Genomic DNA, 18,495 nt, shown 5'->3' with positions numbered 1-18,495 from the left:
TTCTCACTCCGTGAAGGCCGCCCGTGACCACTGAAGACGCCGCAGCCCCCGCCACCGCCGACGACCTCCGCGCCCAGCGCGACGAACTCCTCGACGCGATCGACGGCCTCGCCCCCGACGATCCGCAGGCGCCCGAACTGTGCGCCCGCGCCGGGTTCCTCGGCCTGCTCGCGTTCATGGAGGACTGGCGCCCGGACGACCTGAGCCAGTCGGCCAAGGCGTTCGACGCGGCCTTCCGCGCCCCCGGTGACTCCGCCGACTGGAGCCTGTGGCGGGCCTCGTACGCCCATGTTGCCGCGTTCCGCTACGAGGCCGATCCGCGGCTCGACCTCCTCGACGAGGCCCTGCGGCGGTACGAGGAAGCGAACCGCTGCGAGGGGCTCGACGAGGCCGTGGCCCTCGGAGTGCGCCGCAACCAGGGCGAGTTGTGCCTCGCACGCATGCTCCGGCACGGCGGTACCGCCGCCGACGCCCAGGCCGCCGCCGCGCACTACGGGGCGGTCCTCGACGCGGGCCACCCGTCCAGCGACCTCCCGGAGGCCCGCTACGGCCGGGGAGCCGCGCTGACGGAGCTCGCGTTCGCGTCCGGGACCCTCGTGTCGGGGACGATCGACCGCGCCCAACTGGAAGAGGCCGCAGCGGAGTTGGACCGCGCGCTGAGCGAGGCCCGGCAGCGGCCCGGAGGCGAGCCGCCGTGGGCGAAGGACGCGACGATCCGCTCCACCTTCGTCCACTGCGCGGTCTGGAGCGCCTGGCCCGACCCGGAGCGGGCAGCCGCCCTGGAGGAGCGGGTGCTCGGTCTGCTCGACGACCCGGAGACCGAGACCCTGCTCGGCCCGGCCCACTTCGACGGCTTCGGCAAGCTCCTCTACGAGCAGGCGACGCTCCGCGGCGACACCGAGGGACGCGAACGGGCCATCTCCCTCATCCGGCGCGCGATCGCCGCATGGCGGCCCGAGCGGGACGGCAGCGTGGCCAGGACGGCGCTGTGCCTGGCCGTCTTCCTCCAGGCGCGCTACTACGACGACAAGGACGTACGCCGTCTCCACGAGGTGAGCGAGGCCGCGAACCTGGTCCTCGCCGAGGGCCGGGCCGAGGACCGGGTGTCCCGCACCGTGCACGCGAGCGGGCAGCTGATGGCCGGCTGGGCCCAGTTCCTCCTGCAGGAACGGGGGCTCGTCCCGAACTCCGACAAGGCCACGGCCGACGCCATCCAGGGGGTGATGGACGCCGTGGACGAGGGGTACCTCTACTTCGACCACAGCGGAGGTGTCGAGGGGATGCCCGGCTGGTCCGCCGGGGCCACGGCGACGGACGAGCTGGTGCCCCGCTTCAACCGCGGGTTCGCGGCCTGGAGCAGCGCGGAGTCCGAGGAACGGCGCGCGGAGGCGGCACTGGAACTCCTGCGCCACCTGCCGCACATGCCGATGTTCTTCGACCGCGCGAAGGAGAAGGACGCGCTGATCGACTGCGTCCTCACGCACCGCCCCGACGACCCCGACTGGCAGCGCCGGGCCCACGCCGCCGTCGGCAACGTACGGCTGCGGGACGCGATGGCGGGACTCGGCAACCGGTTCGACGACATCGTCGACCACTTCACGCGGGCCGGGGCGCGTCCGCCGACGGGGGCACCGGGAGCACGGGGCGCTTCCGGGGACGGGGGCTCTTCGGTCGGCGGGGCCGCTTCCGGGGGTGGGGCCGCTTCCGCGGGTGGGGCCGCCCCTGACGGCGGGGCCCCTTCCGTCGGCGGCGCCGCCCCCGAGACGGAAGCCGAACAGCAGCACCAGCACGCCGCGGACATCGGCCACATCCAGGCCCTCGGCGCGCGCTCGCAGCACGCCGCGACCGGCGACGACCAGGACGCCGCCCGGGCCAAGTGGGCGCGGCTGCGCGAAAGCCCGCAGGTCACCGAGCACAACCGCCGCCTCCTGGACGCGAAGTTCGCGGCCTCGGACGCCCAGCAGGCCGTGGCACGCGGCGACCTGGCCGCGGCCGACCGGTGCATCCGCGTCGCGACCGAGGCCCGCGACGGCCTCGCCGCCGACCACCCGGCACGCGCCGAACTCAGCACGGTCCTGGAGGACTTGCTCTACTCCCGCGACCTGCTCGCCCGCACCCTCGGACTCCCGGCCGCGCCGCCCATGGCCGGCCGGCTCACCGCGGACCGGCTGCGCGCCGAGGCCCGGCGCCTGCCGCGCGACCGCCGGGCCCGGGTCCTCGGCGACAGCGGCGCCGCACGCATGGCGCGGGCCGCCGCCCCCTGGGATCCGGCCGCGTTCCAGGAGGCCATGGAACTGCTGCAAGAGGCGTACGACCTGGCCGAGCCGGGCAGCGACGACAGCCTCCGCTACGCCACGGGCCTGGGCGCGGGCCACTGCTCCCTCGCCGAGGCGGAGCACGACTCGGCGGCCCGCGCCCGCTCCCTCGCGCGCGGCGTCGACCTCCTGGAGTCGGCGCTGCGCGGCTGCGGCGGCCCCGAGCACCGCCTCTACGCCCACACGGGCTTCACGCTCGCGGGCGCCCACCTCCTCCGCGGCGACCACGCGTCGGCCCGCCGCACCGGCCTCGACGCCCTCCGCGGCCATGCCTGGGCCGCCCTCCTCCAGTCCGGCACCGGCCACGCCGCACAGGCGGCCGCGAGCGCCACCCACGCCGCCCTCGAAGTCGCCGCCTGGTGCCTGCGCGACAACGCCCCGGCCGAGGCCGTGCAGGCCCTCGACGCCTGCCGCGGCCTGGTGCTGCACGCGGCCACGACGTCGAGCACCGTGCCCGAACGGCTCCTGGCCGCAGGCCGCGAGGACCTGGCCGAGGAGTGGCGGTCGGCCGCCACGGACACCGCCCCGGACCCGTCAGGGGCACCGCCGACCGTGCCGAGCTCCCTGCGCCGCCGCGTCCTCGCGGCCCTCACCACCGCCGACGGCGGCCCCCAGGACCGACTCCTGGAGCCACCCACGACCACGGAGATCGCCGACGCCCTGCGCGCCTCGCACAAGGACGCCCTCGTCTACCTCCTGCCCGCATCCGAGAGCACGGGCGGCACCGCCGTCGCCGTCACGTCGACCGGCGCCGTCCACGCCGTACCGCTGCCGCTCCTGACGCCGGACGCGACACCGCTGCGCGAGTACGAACTCGCGGCTGCGGCGGTCCGTGAGGTGGGTGGGGTGCAGGGTGTGGGTCCGGGGCGCCGTCGGCCGTCGTCATCGGGGGATGGTGCTGTGGCTGCGGCGGTTCGTGAGCCGGGTGGGGTGCAGGGTGTGGGTCCGGGCCACCGTCCGCCGTCGCCATCAGGGGACGGTCCTGCGGCCGCAGTTGCCCGCGAGTCGGGCCCCGCCCACCGTCCGCCATCGCCACCGGAGGACGACCCCGCCGCCACGGGCGCCCGAGACGCCTGCCCGGTTCCGGACACGACCCAGGCCGACCGCACCTCATCGCTCCGGTGGTACGACCTCCCCGCCAGGACTGCCCGCGACCAGGGCCGGGCGGCGGGCGCGGATCCCGGCCACCGCCCGCCGCCGTCGCGGGAAACCGACCTCGCCGCCGCTGCCGCCGGGGACCTGGGTTCTGCCTCCGGCGCAGACTCGGCCGACTGCCCCTCGTCCGTGCGGGAGCAGGCCTCCGCCCGAGACCTGGCCCCTGTCCCCGGCGCGGACTCGGCCGACCGTCCCTCGCCCGTGCGGGAGCAGACCCCCACCCGCGACCTGAACCCTGCCTCCGGCGCGGACCCGGCCGACCCCTCACCACCCCTGCGGCAGCAGCCCCCCGCCCGCGACCTCGGCCCCGTCCCCGGCGCGACCCCGCCCCCGGCACACCTCCCCCCACCCCTGCGCACCCAGCTCGACCGCCTCTGCGGCTGGGCCTGGCACGCCGCCGTGAAGCCCCTGCTCGACGCACTGGACGCCCTCGACGCCCCCGCAGGGCGCGGTCCCCGCCCGCCCGATGCCCCCGCCGGGCCCGGCCCCCGCCTGGTCCTCGTCCCGATGGGCACCCTCGGTCTGGTGCCCTGGCACGCGGCCTGGAGCGAGGGGCCCGAGGGCCGCCGCCGGTACGCCCTCGCCGAGGCGGAGATCTCCTACGCCGCGTCGGCGCGCCTGCTCTGCGAGGTGGCCGCCCGCCCCGCTGTCCCGCACACGGGCGCCGCCCTGGTCGTCGGCGACCCCACCGGCGACCTGCGGTACGCGGGCGAGGAGGCGGACGCCGTACAGCGTGTCTTCTACCCGGGCGGCCAGTTCCTCGGGCGCCGCGCGGGCGGGGACGGCGCCGGTCCTGGGACGCCGCGCGAGGTGGTGTCCTGGCTGACGCGCGACGGCGGCGACGACGGCGCCGTCCTGCACCTCGCCTGCCACGCCACCGTGACGCCGAGCGCCCGCCGCAGCTCGCACCTGAGCCTGCACGGCGGCGAGTTGTCGGCCGAGGAACTCACCGAGGCGGTGGGCGCGGGCCGCCGGGGACGGCTCGGCCTCGTCCTGCTCGCGGCCTGCCGCAGCCACGTCTCCGGGTACGGCCACAACGAGGCGTACAGCCTCGCGACCGCGTTCCTGGTGGCGGGCGCGCGGTCCGTCGTGGGCTCGCTGTGGCCGGTGCCCGACGACGCCACGTCGGTCCTGATGTTCATGGCCCACCACTACCTCAGGACCGAGGGCGAGCCACCCGCGCGGGCCCTGCGCCGCGCCCAGCTGTGGATGGTCGACCCCGACCGGGTCCTGCCGCCCACGCTGCCCGCGACCCTCGCGTTCCGGGCCCGCCGCATCGACCCCGACGACCTGAGCGCGTGGGCGGGCTTCACGCACCTCGGCCAGTAGCCGCCAGTAGCCGTCAGCCAGGAACGACCGTACGCAGGCTGATCGTGCGGGCGGTCCAGCGGCCGGGGGAGCCCGAGGTGACGCCGCCGAGGTCGCGGCTGCCGACGGCACCCCCGGGCGGGTCGAGCCGCAGCGCCCCCGTACCGAAGCCGACGACGGCGTCCCGCGCACCCGTGGCTTCCGCGTCCCACGCGGGCAGATGGAACGGCACCGTGTTCAACTCGCCCTCGGCGACGACGAGCTTCAGCCAGTCCCGCGCCGATGCCCCCGGCACGGCGGGCCGGGACGCGGGCAGGGACAGCTGCACCGGCTCGCCGTCCAGCGCGTGGCCGGTCCGGCCGGGGCCGATGAAGTGGCCGGGGAACAGCGCGGAGTGGCTGCCGTAGCTGTCGGTCAGGTCGAGCAGCAGACACCACAGGGTGCGTCCGGGGGAGCGGTTGTGCAGCCGGACGGTCACCCACGGCTCACGCGGCTGCGCCCCTTCCGGCCCGTACGCGCAGACGATCTCACCGCTGCCGTTCGGCACGAGCACCTGTCCCGGCGGGGCGCCCCACGGCGCGATCTCCACCTGGACCAGGTTGTCGAGCACCGAGGGCCGCGGCGCGAGGTCGCGGATCTGGTGCCAGCGGGTGAGGTGCGCGAGACAGTCCACGACGCGCGGTACGTCGCCGGGGTCGGCCAGGGGCAGCGGGGCGGTGAAGGGGGTGTCGTCGCGCCGGAGGATGTGCGCGAGGCCGTCTCGGGGTTCCACGCGGAAGTGGAGGTCGGCGGCGGCTTCGGGGGTGGGGTCGGTGACCGCGCCCGTGCCGGTACCGGTGCCCGTGTCGATACCCGTCCCCGTACCCGTACCCGTGTCGGCGGGAGTCGTGATCAGGCGGAGCAGGGGTGAGGGGCCGTTGCCGGGGCCGGAGGTGGCGAGAGCCTGCCTCAACTCGGCTTCGAAGGAGGGGTGTTGAGGGCCACTGCCCTCGGTAGCGCGAGCCCCGCCCGAAGGCGTCCCGAAACCCACCGTCGCGGGCGCGAGCGCCAACGCCGAAAGGGCCACCGGGTACACCCGTCCGCCGTCCGGTTCCCACCCCACCGGGTCGACGAGCGTGCGATCGGCGTACACCTCCCGCGCCCGCAACACCTGCGCTCGCGCCCGTGTCCGGTCCTGGTCCTCGGCTTCCGCCTGGGCATGTCTCCGAGCCTGGTCCTGGTCCTGGCCCTGGTCTTGGTACTGGCCCTGGCCCTGGTCCTGAGTCCGGGCCTGAGACCACCCCTCGACCGCACCCCCGCCCTCTCCTCCACCTCCCTCCCGTTCGCCGCCCTCCCCTTCGTCCCCCACGACCCGGAACTCTGTCCCCTCCGCCCCCGCCCCGTCCCGCAGCCCGTGCCCCGTCCCGCAGTCGACCTCCCACCCCCGGGTGCCGAGCCGCAGCAGATAGGGGCCCGGCGCCCGGGCCACGGCCCCGCCCAGGAACGGCAGGTCGGCGACGCCCCCGGGCGCGGCCGGGTACAGGACCGGCTGCTGGCCGACGCCGCCGCGCTGGACCCGCGCGTCCGCCGCCGCGAGCAGGTTCCGGTACGTCACGTCGGGCCCCGCGTCCCGGACCGCGCCGAGGAGCGCGTACGTGAACGCGCCGTGCGGCCGGCCATCGAACCTCCCCTCGTACGACAGCTGGTCGAGCCGGCTCGCGGCGAGCAGCACGTGTCGCCCGGCGTCGTCGCGTACCGGCACGTCCCGGGCCTCGGCGGCCCACGGTTCACGAGGGCGCCACGGCTCCGCGCAGGGCGCTGACCGCGCGGCAGCCGCCGACTCCGCGCCGGGCGCCGCCTCCGCGCCGGTCGGCGGCGCGAACCGTGCGACGAGGCCCTCCGGATCCCGAGTCGCACCGCCCGAGAAGCAGCAGTCGAGGACGGCGGCCACGTGCGCGCCGCGCGCGGCGACCGCGTCGAGCAGCGCGCCGAGACGCTTGTCGGGCAGCGGCCCGTCGGCGCACAGCAGGGCCTGGTTGCGGCCGGTCGCCTCGACGAGCAGGTCGGCGCCCGTGGCCCAGGTGTGTGTGCCGTGCCCCGAGAACCAGAACAGCGCCGTGTCCCCCGGCCCCGCGGCCCCCAGGAAGCGCCGGATGCCGTCCTCGACCACGTCCACGGTCACTTCGCCGTCGCACACCACGGCGGTCCTGGCCGCGCCGCTCGTGCGCCGGGTGAGCAACTCGCGGGCGGCGGTGACGTCGTTGACGCAGCCGCGCAGGGGCCTGGCGAGCAGCGGATCGTAGGCGTTGACACCCGCGAGGAAGGCGAAGATCGATCCCATGCCGGGAGTCTGACAGCCGGCCAGCACCGAAGAAATGCCTCAACTGGGCGTTCACTGGCCACTCTTGGGTCCACATCGGGTCCCCGAGGCGGAAGGCCGCCGCCCCAGGAGCAGGTGTCGTCGGCCGCGAGGCCCGCCCCCGTACAAGTCGTCGTACAAGGGAAGCGGTCCGTCATGGAGCCCTGCCTCGCCGAGTCGCGAGACTCCCGGCTAAGGCTGGTCCTGGCTGCTCATCGAGTCTGGGGCTGCCTCGGCCGAGTGGTTGCGGTGCTCGCGGATCTCCGAAGCCGCCCGATAGGCGGCCCAGGTGTCACCGTTCGCGAGGGCGGTGTTCCGCTGCCGGGCCAGCACCCTGCAGACCTCGCAGCCGTGCATCGGAAGGCAGTCGTACAGCCATGGGTCCAGTGGGAGTTCGATGGGTTGCCCGGAGTGTCGCGTCGGCTCGGTCATGTCCGAATCGTGGCTGCGCCTCGCGGACGTATCGACGGGCTTTCGCGGACAGTTGGGACATTCACGGCTAAGGTCGAAGAAGGCCCAAACGTCCGTGTCGCGGAGGTTGACAATGAACACAGCTCTGCGAGTGGCCTTAACGGATGCAGGCCTGACACCGCGACAGTTGGCCGGCCGGGTAGGAGTGTCACGGAAACAGGTGGAACGGTGGCTCGGGGATGCCGAGTTGACCCCGCACGCAAGGAATCGTCAGGACGCCGCGCGGGCGTTGGGAGTGGATGAAGAGATGCTGTGGCCGCAGACCGTCAAGGACCGCATCAAGACCGGCGCCGACCGCGAGATCATTCACAGCTACCCGTATCGCTCGGCCTGTCCCTCGACGGTGTGGTCCGATCTCGTCGAAGGCGCCGAGTCCGAAGTCTTCCTGGCCGGTTACACGAACTACTTCTTCTGGACGCAGATCCCGCGGTTCGCCGACGTCGTGCGCCGCAAGGCCGGAGCCGGTGTGAAGGTGCGGTTCCTCGTCGGCGATCCGGAGGGAGAGGTGACGCGGCAACGTGAGGTCATCGAGGATGTGGCCCTGAGCGTGTCCACCCGCATTCGGATCACCCTCGAGCACCTCGGGCGCCTAGGGTCCCTCCCCGGCCTGGAGGTGCGGCGCGTCAGTGCGGAGGACGCCGTGAACCATGTGTCGCTGTCGGTGTTCCGCTTCGACGACGACGCGTTGGTGACGCCTCACCTGGCCCGGCTGGTGGGACACGATTCACCGCTGCTGCATCTGCGCCGACAGGGCGACTCGGGCATGTTCGCGCGTTTCGCCGAGCACGCCGAAGAACTCTGGGGCCGGGCGGTACCCCACCCTGGCGGGCCGACCGGCTCCTGAGGCCAGGTGCGGGCGCCCGCTGACGTTGCCGGGGCGCGCCGACCGCGGCAGTGCTCGCGCTTTGGCCGGTACGGCACCGTCGTCCACGCGTGCTCCTTCGCGACCGGGCCCGGACAGGGCAAGGCGCCATGCGGCGGCGATGGCGGACCAGCCCGGCAGGCCTCGTGATGGCTGGAACGTGACGCCAAGGGTGATCATCCGACTACGAATGGTCATGCCCCGTGACTAGAGTTGCGTACGCGTTAGCAATAGTTACGTAGCCAGGCGTGGTCACTCCGGGGGTGGACGGGTGGTGTCAGATTCCGGCGGCGTTGCGCCATCAGGGAGATCGGGCGGGGCATCGGGCGGGACATCGGGGATGCCGGATGTGCTCGGCGGCGTGCGGGACGCGGCTGCCGACGTGGCCACGGAGTTCTCGTCGTTCGTCAGGTTCCAGCGGCGCGTCGACGAGCTGATCCGCGACCTCAAGGGATCCCCGGCTGGCCCGGGCAAGGTCGGCCAAGAGCCGCTGGCGCGGGCCCAGTTCGGTGGCGGGGACGGCGCGTGGGCCGAGGCGTCCGGCGTCTTCGGCGCGTACGAGACGGTGATCTCCGAGCTGGAGAACCTGTCCAAGCTCCTCTCCGACTCCATCGAGGGCATGGGCATCGCGGTCCTCGCCGCACACAAGGGCTATCGGAACGTCGACGACGACGTTCGCGATCGCATGGCGGAGATCAGCGCGGGGATCGCGGAGCGGTACGGGTCCGGCGGCGCGGCGGGTGCGGAGGGCGCGGGGGGCTCCGGCGGCCGGGGGAATCAGGACCGGGCGGACCGTGCGGACCGTGGGCCCACGGATCGGGCGGGCGACGCGGGAGGGACGATCTGATGGGCGGCAAGGGGAGCGGTGGCGGCGGTACGTCCTTCGAGTCCATGAGCCACGAGCAGATGCTGGCGTGGCTGGACCAGGCAAACAGCGGCCACGTCCAGGCAGCCGCCGACCGGCTCGTCGCCGCGGCCACGGAGATCCGCCGCATCGCGGACGAGCTGAAGGTGCGACCGCAGTGGGTGCGGTGGAAGGGCGAGGGCGCGTCGGCGTTCCGCACCTGGAGCGGGGACCTGGCCAACTCGACGCTCCGCCTCGGGGACTTCAGCGAGGAGTCGGCGAAGTGGCTGTCGCGCGCCTCGGAGGCCATCGCGACGGCCCAGGCGTCGATCCCGCGCGACAAGGGCGCCGCGCAGGGCAACTTGGCGGCGGCGCAGGCCAACCCCAACGACCCGGACGCGCGGGCGGTCGGCGGGAAGTCGGCGGACGAGCTGGAGCGGATCGCGGCGGGCAAGGAGAAGGTCCGCCAGGAGGCCGCGGCGGAGATGCGGAAGCTGGGGCAGGCGTATCGGTTGGCTGCGGGGCAGCTGGAGGGGTTGGAGAGGCCGAGGTTTCGGCCGTTGCCGGATGCGGTGTTGCCGGCGCCGAGGACTGACCTCCAGACCAAGGAGCCCACCGGGGGACCTACCGCAGCTCCCTCGAGAGCTGCAGGGCCGGTCGGCGGGCCGTCTTCCGAAGGGGCGCCCCGGTCACCCATCGCAGACGACCGACCAAGCGGCGTCGGCGTGGGCCCTGACGCACCAGGCTCGGTGCAGAGGCCGCCCGCGCCGCAGGCACCGGAGCCTGTTGCTGTCGAGCCTGTGGGAGTGGAGATCGACGGGACAGCGACGCTGCCTCCGACGTCTCCGACACCGTCGGCGAATCCGGGTGGCCCACCGAGCGGAGTCAAGCCCGACACCGGTACGACACCACCGATCGGCACGTTTCCGCCAACTTCGGGTACGCGTCCCAACCCGCCCATGAACCCGGCAATCCCGCCAGGTCCAGGGCGTGCGGGGCCCGGCGGCCGCTCGCCCGTGCCACCTGGCCGTGGGCCGGTGGGGCCTGTTCCCGCCCGCGGGCTGCCGCCCAGGCCTGTAAGTCCCCCGGCCCCGACCAGGCCGGTGGTCGGTGGCCCTCCTTCGGCATCGCCTGTGGGCCCGAAGCCTGACCGTGGGCCGGGGGCTTCCCCACCCATGCCGTCGAGCCCGCCAGGCCCGGTGCGGCCCGTCGTTGGTGGTGCGCCTTCCTTGCCGTCCGGCAGGCCGACGCCTGGACCTGCACCGGGACGTGATGGCGTCGTGGGAGGTCGTCCGATGCCGTTGGCGCCCGGTCCGTCCGGCGGGCCGCCGCGAGGCACGGTCATCGGTGGCCCACATGGTGCCGGTACGGGCCCAGGAGGGTCGGGTTCTGGGCGTGCCTCTGAGACCCCCGGGCAACGACCGTTGGGTGCGAGCAACGGAGTCGCAGGGGGGCAGCCTCGGCGGCAGCCAGGCGGGGGCGGTGCCCGCGCTTTCACATCAGGGGGATCAGGCCTCGTACGGGGCAAGAACCCCAGCGGCAGCGGCACCCCTTCGACTCCGTCCGTACGCAATGCCGTGCCGCCTAACGCCTCCCAGCCGCCACGTTCGCGACGTGACGAGGAGCGGAACGGCAGGCCGGACTACCTCACCGAGGACGAGGAGACCTGGTTGCCGAACAGCCGCCGGGTAGTGCCTCCCGTCATCGACTGATCCCGTCCCGAGAGACCAAGAGATCATGAGAGAGCAGATGTCTGCCAGATCGCCGCACAGTCCGCTCCGGTGCATCTTGTCCGGTGTCGTGGGCTTGTTGCTGGGCGGCGTGGCTGCTACGCCCGCTCACGCGGAGTCCGTACGCGAGAAGCAGTGGCACCTCAGCGCTATGAAGGCTGAGCAGATGTGGCGTACCAGCACGGGTGAAGGCGTGACAGTCAGTGTCATCGACACGGGCGTTGATGACGAGATCGCGGATCTGAGAGGCCGGGTCCTCCCTGGCAAGGACATGGCCCCGGCAGAGCCGGGGGACGCGCGGACCGACTATGAGGGTCATGGAACCTCCATGGCGCTCCTGATCGCGGGCGCAGGAAAGGGAAGCAGGGGTAACGGCACGCTTGGCCTCGCGCCCGGCGCCAAGATTCTCCCCATTCGATTGCCGGACTACGGGTTGGATGCGAACCGGCACACCAAAGCGTCCAACGAGGAGTTCAGCCGAGGTATCCGTGTCGCGGCTGACTCCGGAGCGAAGATCATCAACATTTCCATGGGAACCATCAAAGGGTCAGAGCAACTCACTGCTGCGGTGAAGTACGCCCTTGGCAAGGGTGCGCTTGTCTTTGCCTCGACAGGCAACGAAGGAACATCGGCCCTGAGATACCCGGCCGCCACGCCAGGCGTGGCGGCAGTTGGGGCTGTCGGGAAGGACCTCCGTAAGACGAAGGAGTCTCAGTACGGTCCCCAAGTGGACGTTGCCGCACCCGGTGACGAGATCTTCACGGCGTGCCCGAACGGCAAGGGTGGCCCGTGTGAAGGTCACGGTACAAGCGCGGCCACCGCCCTCGCCTCCGCCAGCGCCGCCCTCATCTGGTCCAAGCACCCCGACTGGACCAACAACCAGGTCCTCCGCGTCATGCTCAACACCATCGGCGCCCCCACGGACGGCGCCAAGCGCAACGACTCCATCGGTTACGGCATCGTCCGCCCCCGCGTAGCCCTGCAGAACCCCGGCGATCCGGGCCCACCGGACGAGTACCCGCTGCCGGACCTGAAGCAGTCCAGATCCTCGTCGTCCTCGTCGTCCCCATCCCCGTCACGCTCCGCGGCGGCGACGCCCGACGACGAAGGCAGCCCCGCCGCAGCCCCTGAGACCGCCGACAGCGGAGGCGCGGGCGCTGGCGCAACAGCCTGGATCGTAACGGGCGTTGGTGCCGCGGCGTTGATCGGTGGGGCGGTCGCCGCCCTGGCGGTCCGCAAGCGGCGGGCCGCGGGGAGCGTGCACCTCACGGGGAGGCAATGAGATGGCGTGGGACGAGTGGGAGCAGCTGAAGGCCGCGGCTGCCCAGAGGGCCGCGGCCCGTACGCGGTTGAACCAGGCGGAACCCTCCACCGGTCCCGGCGCCACCGGAGATCTCGTCGTCCACGACGCCGAACTGGGCCGCCTCGGCGGCATCGCCTACCGCCTCCGGGACCGCCTCCGCAGGGACTCCGACCACGCCCGCGAGGCCACCTTCGGCGCCGCTGTCGAACTGTCCAACGAGGGACTGCGCATGGGCACGGCCCTCACCACGCTGCACGACGCGTGGAACTCCAAGTCGAGGACCCTCGTCGACGCGTGCGGCCACATCTCCAACCACCTCGACTTCACCCGCGCACAGCACAAGAAGGACGACGACAAGGTGGCTACGTCCGTCTCGGTGTCGGCCATCGACACGTACATGAAGTGACGGAGCAGGGGTTGGAGACGAGGGCACGAGCATGCTGACCGTTCCGGACCTCCTCGGACTCAGGCTCGGCAAGCTGACCTCCGCCGTGGACGACTGGGAGGCGATGGCGCGGCGCCTGAACGAGCTGGCCACCGGCGGTGGCGGCGCCGACAGTGCGGCCCTGCTCAAGCGCACGGCGGAACTGGCTGACTGGCAGGGCGTCAACGCCACGGTGGGAAAGGCGTTCGTGGTCAAGACGGCATCCGAGTTCGACGACGCCGTCACATCGGCGCGGAGCGTCCTCGCCGTCCTTCAGGGCGCACTCAAGGCTTTGGCCCGGCACAAGGACGAGATGGAGCGGGTGGAGGCCGGCGCCGCGAAGCGCAACATCCGTATCACCCCCGCGGGCGGGGCGGAGGCCCGCTCCCCGCGTGACGCCGCCGAGGACGGAGTTCCCACGCAGGCGGACCTGATCGCCGTCATGCTGGACGCCACCCGCGTCCTGCGTGAGGCCGACGAGACGGACCGCATCGCCGAACGGGCCCTGCGCGCCCTCGCCCGCGGCAAGCACGACTTCTCCGACGTCCGCGTGAACAGCCTCGACCACGCGAAGGACCTCCAGGGCCGCGCGGACGCGGACCGCTGGGCCAAGGAGATCGCCAAGGGTGACGTCGCCGGGTGGAGCGACGCGAAGCTCAAACGCTTCAACGACGACCTCGACCGCTACCGCGACACCCCCGTCTTCGCCGAGCGCTTCGCCACCGAACTGGGCGCCGAGGGCACCCTCCGCTTCTGGCGCGACCTCGCCCACCCGGCCGGCACGTTGGGCGCGGTGGATCGCGAACGCGCCGAGATCCTCGGCGGCGTACAGGACAACCTGAGCCTCACGCTGGCCGCGGCCACCCGGGTCGACAGCCCGGCGATGGACGCCTGGAAGAAGGACATCATCGAGGCTGGCGGCCAACGCCTTCCCGCCGCCCCAGGCACGGGCGGAGGCACCCCGCCGTACGGCTTCGACGTCATGTCGACCCTCATGCAGAAGGGGAAGTTCGACACCAAGTTCCTTCAGGGCTACGGCGACGCGCTCCTGGAACACGAGAAGGGGCTCCCACTCTTCGAGCCCCGGCCGTCCGGGGCCCTGTTCAACCACCTCCCCGACGCCCCCGACGACGCCGTGTCCGGCTTCCTGGAGGCCCTCGGCCACAACCCGGAGGCATCCCTCCAGTTCCTCCACAGCGGCCCTGACGCCAAGAGCCACTGGGACTACCTCGTCGGCCACGGGGAGGGCTCCCGCAACAGCCTGTACGACGCCGCGAAGCCGCTGGGCATCGGCGGCGGCGCCCGCGACCAGTACGAGACGAGCCTCGGCCACGCCCTGGAATCGGCGGCCAACCAGACCCCCTACGACGCCGACGGCCCCCGGAAGCCCCACTCGGACGCCAGCGCGTCCTTCGTCAACCGCCTAGTGGACTACTACGGAAGCAATCCGGAGCACCTGGAGGACTCGAAGCTGCGGGGGAGCATGGGGAACATCACGGCGGAGTACATGCGGGACTTTCAGGACGGGATGAACGGGGAGCGGCGGATCGCGACTCACGGAAGTAACGCGGACCTTGGCTCGGTGGGGGGTTCCACCCTGCGGGACTTCCTGGGTGCGGTCGGAAAGGACCCTGACGCCTACGGCGCCATCCTCAACGCCCAGCAGTCCGTCACCACGGACCTCGTCAATGAGGCCCTTCGCGACCGGGAGGGAATGTCCGACGGAATGCTCGCGATCGACGTGAAGAACCTGGTTTCTCCAGGAGGCCAGATCGCGGGAGTCATGGCAGAAGCGCGCACGCAAGCCGTGTACGACGACAGGATCGCGCGGGACGCGGAGTTCAACGAGGGAATTCGCACCGCTGACAAGTGGGCTGGTCGCGTCATTGACCTCGGAGCCAACAAGTTCCCGGTTGTTGGTGATGTGGTCAGCTGGATCGCTGAGGATGCCCGTGAGTCCGTTGTCGAGAAATATACCCAAGACTCGAGTGGGGCAGCAGGTCAGCAAAGGGAAGATTTCCTGAGTGATCAACTTGAGGGTTCCAGCAAAGCGGTGTTCGACGCGACCCATCGGGCTGCCATCGAGCAGGGCTACTCGGAGCGCAAGGCAACGGCACTGGCTGATGCTGCGCAAAAGGATATCCAGGTCTTCTATAGACTTGAGACTCGGAGTGGGGGCGGCGCCGGATGAGGAAATCCTTCTGGAGCGCTAGTTCAGCCGTAGTGGCAGTCCTCGTAGGAGTTGCCGTATGGCAGTTGTGGCCATCCGATGAAACGGTTGTGTCAGTTCCCGCTCGGGTGTGCGATAAATCGTTGCCTGCGAAAGCCGCAGCTCAAATTCTGCCGAAGAGCGGGAAGAAGTACTTCGAGTACATCAACGGAACTGGGTTCGGTGCCGAATTCCGTCCTGGCGAGTCGCCTCCGACCTGTACCCTCACGGGCGGGGGCCAGCGGATAAGGGTTGAGTACAACCGCCACTTCAACGCGCCCTCCCTCGAGATCATGGCGGCCGATGACGCAAGGGCGAAGGTCAGGGAAGAGTCCAGGACTCCGGGCAATGCGTCACTCTCGATCGGAGAGTCCTACGGATACACTTCGAAGCACGGCGCCGCGCTTCTGATCGACTGTCGGGATGACGGCGAGACCGGAATCATCGAGGTGAGCGTCGATGCCCGGAAGGACTCCTCGGCCAACAGCTCTGACACCGAGGCGTTCGCCGAACTCGCCGCGGAAACCCTCCGCATGGCCACCCGCCAGGTGTACCGCTGTGACAACAGCACCGCTCTCCCCGCTGGCTTGCCCACTCTCGGCACACCCAGGGGCGCCTGACGGCCCAGTGCACGGGGCGTGGGGCGCCCGAACCGGACGCCCCACGCCGTGGTTCAAGCAGGCTCACGAGCCGGAGCAGTACTGCTGCTCCTTCCCAATAGACCGATACATACAATCCGCGTTCTCCAGAAGCTGCAGCACAGCATCCCGGTTCCGCGACGTCTCCCGCTCGATGACCTCGTCCGGCGGGTAGAACCCGCCGCCACCGGCCGACCGCGGGTACATCTCGAAGGTGTAGCCGAAGATCTTCTGGTTGCCCCACAGCCAGTCGTCGATGGAGCCGTCGGTGATGTAGAGGTCGCTGGACTGTTCGGGGGTGTAGCCGTTGCTCGCGGCCATCTTGCGGCCGACCGCGGCGAACGCGTCGCGGTCGTCCTGGGTGAGGCCGGGGGCCGTGTCGGCGTAGGTGTAGCCGTACGGCCACAGGATCAGTTCGCTGTACGTGTGGAAGTCGATGCCGGCCTTGATCTGCTGCTTGCCGCCGACGACCCGGCTGCGGACGAAGTCCGCGACGACCTTGACCTCAGGGGCCGACTCGGCGCGCGGGCCGCGGTAGGTCTCGGAGCCGGTGGAGCCGGAGGAACCGCCGCAGCAGCCCCACTTGAAGTTCCAGTTGCGGTTCATGTCGGTGCCGACGTTGGCCGAACCGGCGTTGGGCTGACGGTTCTTGCGCCAGCTGCGGTAGGACCCGCTGGCGATGTCGTACTCGCCGCCGTCGGGGTTGAGGTCCGGCACGATCCAGATCTCGCGGGAGTCGACGATCTTCTTGACGCGGTCGTCGGTGGAGTAGCCGGCGCCCAGCTCGCGCATCAGGTAGAGGGCCATCTCCACCGTGAGGTGCTCACGGGCGTGCTGGTGGTGGGTGAAGAGGACCTCGGGCTCGGCCTCGTCCGTGCCGACGTTGTCGCTGATCTTGATGGCGACGATGTCGCGGCCCTGGTGCGACTTGCCGATGACGCGCTTGCTCATGAGGCTCGGGTACTGCTGGAGCCGCTGGTCGATCTCCGCGTTCATCTCCGCGTAGTTGTGGTAGCGGGAGTCGGCGGGCGGGAAGTCCCGTACCTCGACGCGCTTGCCGTCGGTGCGGGCGGGCGGCGCGGGCAGGACCTTGAGCGTGTACCCGAGGGCGCGCAGCTTCCTGGCCTGGGCGGCGTCCGCGGTGACGACGACCGCGTGGTCGTCGGCCTCGTCGATGGACACGCCGGTGGCGGCGACCGCCGTGCGGGCGGCGGGGGTCGAGGGGCCGGGGATGGAGTACTGGCGTACGTCCTCGTCGGCCGCGGTGGCGGCGGCCGCCTTCCTGGCCGACGGGGACGAGGAGTCGGACGCGTTGGCGCTGAGGGGCGCCGCGACCGCGAGGGCCAGCATGGCCGCGAGGGCCGCTGATCTCTTTCCGCGTATGCGAAGTCGCATGTGTGCTCCTGTGGGGGTGGGGGGTCGAGCCGTGCGACGTGCGGGCGTGCGGCCCCATGGTCGCGGCGTGGCATGCTCCGGTCAATGGCTCCTTTGAGCCGTCCCGGCGTACCCCTTGTGCACCAGGAGTCTTTGCGCTTTCTTGATCGCATGGCCGAAACCAAGGGTGGACCCAGCGCAGCCGGCGGGGACGTCGCGTCCGCGCCCCGCAAGTCCAGTTGGAAGTACATCGGGCCCGGCATCGTCGTCGCCGCCACCGGCGTGGGCGCCGGTGACCTGGTCGCGACCCTCATCGCGGGCAGCAACTTCGGCTACACCCTGCTGTGGGCCGCCGTCATCGGCTGCGTCGTGAAGATCTCCCTCGCGGAGGCGGCGGGCCGCTGGCACCTGTCCACGGGCCGCACCCTCTTCGACGGCTGGGCGAGCATCGGCCGCTGGACGACGTGGTTCTTCGTCGTGTACGTCGTGATCTGGGGCTTCGTGTACGGGGCCGCCGCGATGTCGTCGTCGGGGCTGCCGCTGCAGGCGCTGTTCCCGGACGTCATGGACCTCAAGTGGTGGGCGATCCTGACCGGCCTCGTCGGCCTGGTCTTCGTCTGGTTCAACAAGTACGAGGTCTTCGAGAAGGTCATGACGATCCTCGTCGGGATCATGTTCGTCGTGACCGTGTACCTGGCGATCCGCGTCACCCCGAACCTCGGCGACGCCTTCGCGGGCCTGCTCCCGGTGCTGCCGGACGAGAAGGACTCGATCCTCAACACCCTCGGCCTGATCGGCGGCGTCGGCGGCACCATCACGCTGGCCGCGTACGGCTACTGGGTCAACGCCAAGGGCTGGACCGACACGGGCTGGATGAAGGTGATGCGCCTCGACAACCGCGTCGCGTACATCACCACGGGCATCTTCGTGGTCGCGATGCTCTTCGTCGGCGCCGAGCTGCTGCACTCCGCGAACGTCGCCATCGCCAGTGGTGACAAGGGTCTGGTCCAGCTCGGCGACATCCTGGAGAAGGAGTACGGGACGGCCACCTCCAAGCTGTTCCTCATTGGCTTCCTCGCGACGTCCTTCACGTCCCTGATCGGCGTCTGGCACGGCGTGAGTCTGATGTTCGCGGACTTCGTGGAGCGCTCCCGCAAGTCGAAGGCGGGCGCCGACGGCGCGGCCCTGAGCGGCGCGGAGGTGGCGTCCGGGGCCCGCGAGAAGTCGCTGCCGTTCCGTGCGTATCTGCTGTGGCTCACGTTCCCGCCGATGATCCTGCTCTTCGAGGGGCAGCCGTTCCGCCTGATCATCATCTACGGAGTGCTCGGCGCGGCCTTCATGCCGTTCCTCGCGCTGACTCTCATCTGGCTGCTCAACTCCTCGCGCACGCCCGCCGAGTGGCGCAACGGCTGGCTGAGCAACGGCATGCTGGCGATCGCGGGCCTGCTGTTCCTGATCCTGTGCGTCAAGCAGGTTACGGACCAGGACTGGAGCAGCTTCTTCTAGCGGCCACGGCTAGCGGCC

Annotated in this window: 11 protein-coding genes; 8 read left to right on the top strand and 3 right to left on the bottom strand. The window is 71.6% G+C overall.

The genetic code is table 11. The annotated features are described in order from the left end of the window. Positions 1-23: 23 nt before the first annotated feature. Complete coding sequence (locus OO63_RS47020; protein WP_051811276.1) at positions 24-4,799, top strand: CHAT domain-containing protein; 4,776 nt, start codon at positions 24-26, stop codon at positions 4,797-4,799. Between the two features lie 13 nt (positions 4,800-4,812). Here the strand turns inward: OO63_RS47020 and OO63_RS47015 are convergent, their stop codons facing one another. Both OO63_RS47015 and OO63_RS28125 read right to left on the bottom strand, forming a co-directional pair. Continuing rightward, on the bottom strand, positions 4,813-7,098 hold the full coding sequence (locus OO63_RS47015; RefSeq protein WP_030357984.1) for a caspase family protein: 2,286 nt from the start codon (positions 7,096-7,098) through the stop codon (positions 4,813-4,815). A gap of 210 nt (positions 7,099-7,308) precedes the next feature. Beyond that, complete coding sequence (locus tag OO63_RS28125; protein WP_051811275.1) at positions 7,309-7,548, bottom strand: hypothetical protein; 240 nt, start codon at positions 7,546-7,548, stop codon at positions 7,309-7,311. Between the two features lie 286 nt (positions 7,549-7,834). On the opposite strand from OO63_RS28125, the gene OO63_RS28120 reads away from it, so the two are divergent. From OO63_RS28120 to OO63_RS28095, 6 genes are all read left to right on the top strand, one after another. Beyond that, positions 7,835-8,431 carry a DNA-binding protein gene (locus tag OO63_RS28120; RefSeq protein WP_031192622.1) on the top strand — a complete coding sequence of 199 codons (597 nt, stop codon included), beginning with the start codon at positions 7,835-7,837 and terminating at the stop codon, positions 8,429-8,431. A gap of 358 nt (positions 8,432-8,789) precedes the next feature. Beyond that, entirely contained in the window at positions 8,790-9,296 is a 507-nt protein-coding gene (locus OO63_RS28115; RefSeq protein WP_051811274.1) for a hypothetical protein, read from the top strand. 1,734 nt (positions 9,297-11,030) lie between these two features. After that, a complete protein-coding gene (gene mycP, locus OO63_RS28110; RefSeq protein ID WP_033264533.1) occupies positions 11,031-12,305 on the top strand; it encodes a type VII secretion-associated serine protease mycosin in 1,275 nt (424 codons plus the stop codon). Position 12,306: 1 nt separating this feature from the next. Further along, positions 12,307-12,732, top strand: a complete 426-nt coding sequence (locus tag OO63_RS28105) for a hypothetical protein (protein WP_030357989.1) — start codon at positions 12,307-12,309, stop codon at positions 12,730-12,732. 31 nt (positions 12,733-12,763) lie between these two features. Beyond that, positions 12,764-14,941, top strand: coding sequence for a DUF6571 family protein (locus OO63_RS28100; protein WP_030357990.1), 2,178 nt, complete (start codon positions 12,764-12,766; stop codon positions 14,939-14,941). 122 nt (positions 14,942-15,063) lie between these two features. Further along, positions 15,064-15,579: a hypothetical protein gene (locus OO63_RS28095; protein WP_125262007.1), complete on the top strand. Its 516-nt coding sequence runs from the start codon at positions 15,064-15,066 to the stop codon at positions 15,577-15,579. 63 nt (positions 15,580-15,642) lie between these two features. Here OO63_RS28095 and OO63_RS28090 read toward each other — a convergent pair whose 3' ends face one another. Next, on the bottom strand, positions 15,643-16,992 hold the full coding sequence (locus tag OO63_RS28090; RefSeq protein WP_030357992.1) for a M14 family metallopeptidase: 1,350 nt from the start codon (positions 16,990-16,992) through the stop codon (positions 15,643-15,645). A gap of 150 nt (positions 16,993-17,142) precedes the next feature. Here OO63_RS28090 and OO63_RS28085 point away from each other — a divergent pair, with 150 nt between their 5' ends. Then, positions 17,143-18,477: an Nramp family divalent metal transporter gene (locus tag OO63_RS28085; protein ID WP_030357993.1), complete on the top strand. Its 1,335-nt coding sequence runs from the start codon at positions 17,143-17,145 to the stop codon at positions 18,475-18,477. Positions 18,478-18,495: the final 18 nt, after the last annotated feature.

Source organism: Streptomyces alboflavus (assembly GCF_000716675.1).
Lineage (GTDB): Bacteria > Actinomycetota > Actinomycetes > Streptomycetales > Streptomycetaceae > Streptomyces > Streptomyces alboflavus.
Note: the sequence above shows the minus strand (reverse complement) of the source record. Positions and strands in the feature narration are given on the sequence as shown.

Excerpts from the sequence above, each read along its gene's own strand:
- OO63_RS47015 (WP_030357984.1), bottom strand. The coding sequence starts at position 7,098 with ATGGGATCGATCTTCGCCTTCCTCGCGGGTGTCAACGCCTACGATCCG.
- OO63_RS28125 (WP_051811275.1), bottom strand. The coding sequence starts at position 7,548 with ATGACCGAGCCGACGCGACACTCCGGGCAACCCATCGAACTCCCACTG.
- OO63_RS28120 (WP_031192622.1), top strand. The coding sequence starts at position 7,835 with ATGCTGTGGCCGCAGACCGTCAAGGACCGCATCAAGACCGGCGCCGAC.
- OO63_RS28115 (WP_051811274.1), top strand. The coding sequence starts at position 8,790 with ATGCCGGATGTGCTCGGCGGCGTGCGGGACGCGGCTGCCGACGTGGCC.
- mycP (WP_033264533.1), top strand. The coding sequence starts at position 11,031 with ATGAGAGAGCAGATGTCTGCCAGATCGCCGCACAGTCCGCTCCGGTGC.
- OO63_RS28105 (WP_030357989.1), top strand. The coding sequence starts at position 12,307 with ATGGCGTGGGACGAGTGGGAGCAGCTGAAGGCCGCGGCTGCCCAGAGG.
- OO63_RS28100 (WP_030357990.1), top strand. The coding sequence starts at position 12,764 with ATGCTGACCGTTCCGGACCTCCTCGGACTCAGGCTCGGCAAGCTGACC.
- OO63_RS28090 (WP_030357992.1), bottom strand. The coding sequence starts at position 16,992 with ATGCGACTTCGCATACGCGGAAAGAGATCAGCGGCCCTCGCGGCCATG.
- OO63_RS28085 (WP_030357993.1), top strand. The coding sequence starts at position 17,143 with ATGGCCGAAACCAAGGGTGGACCCAGCGCAGCCGGCGGGGACGTCGCG.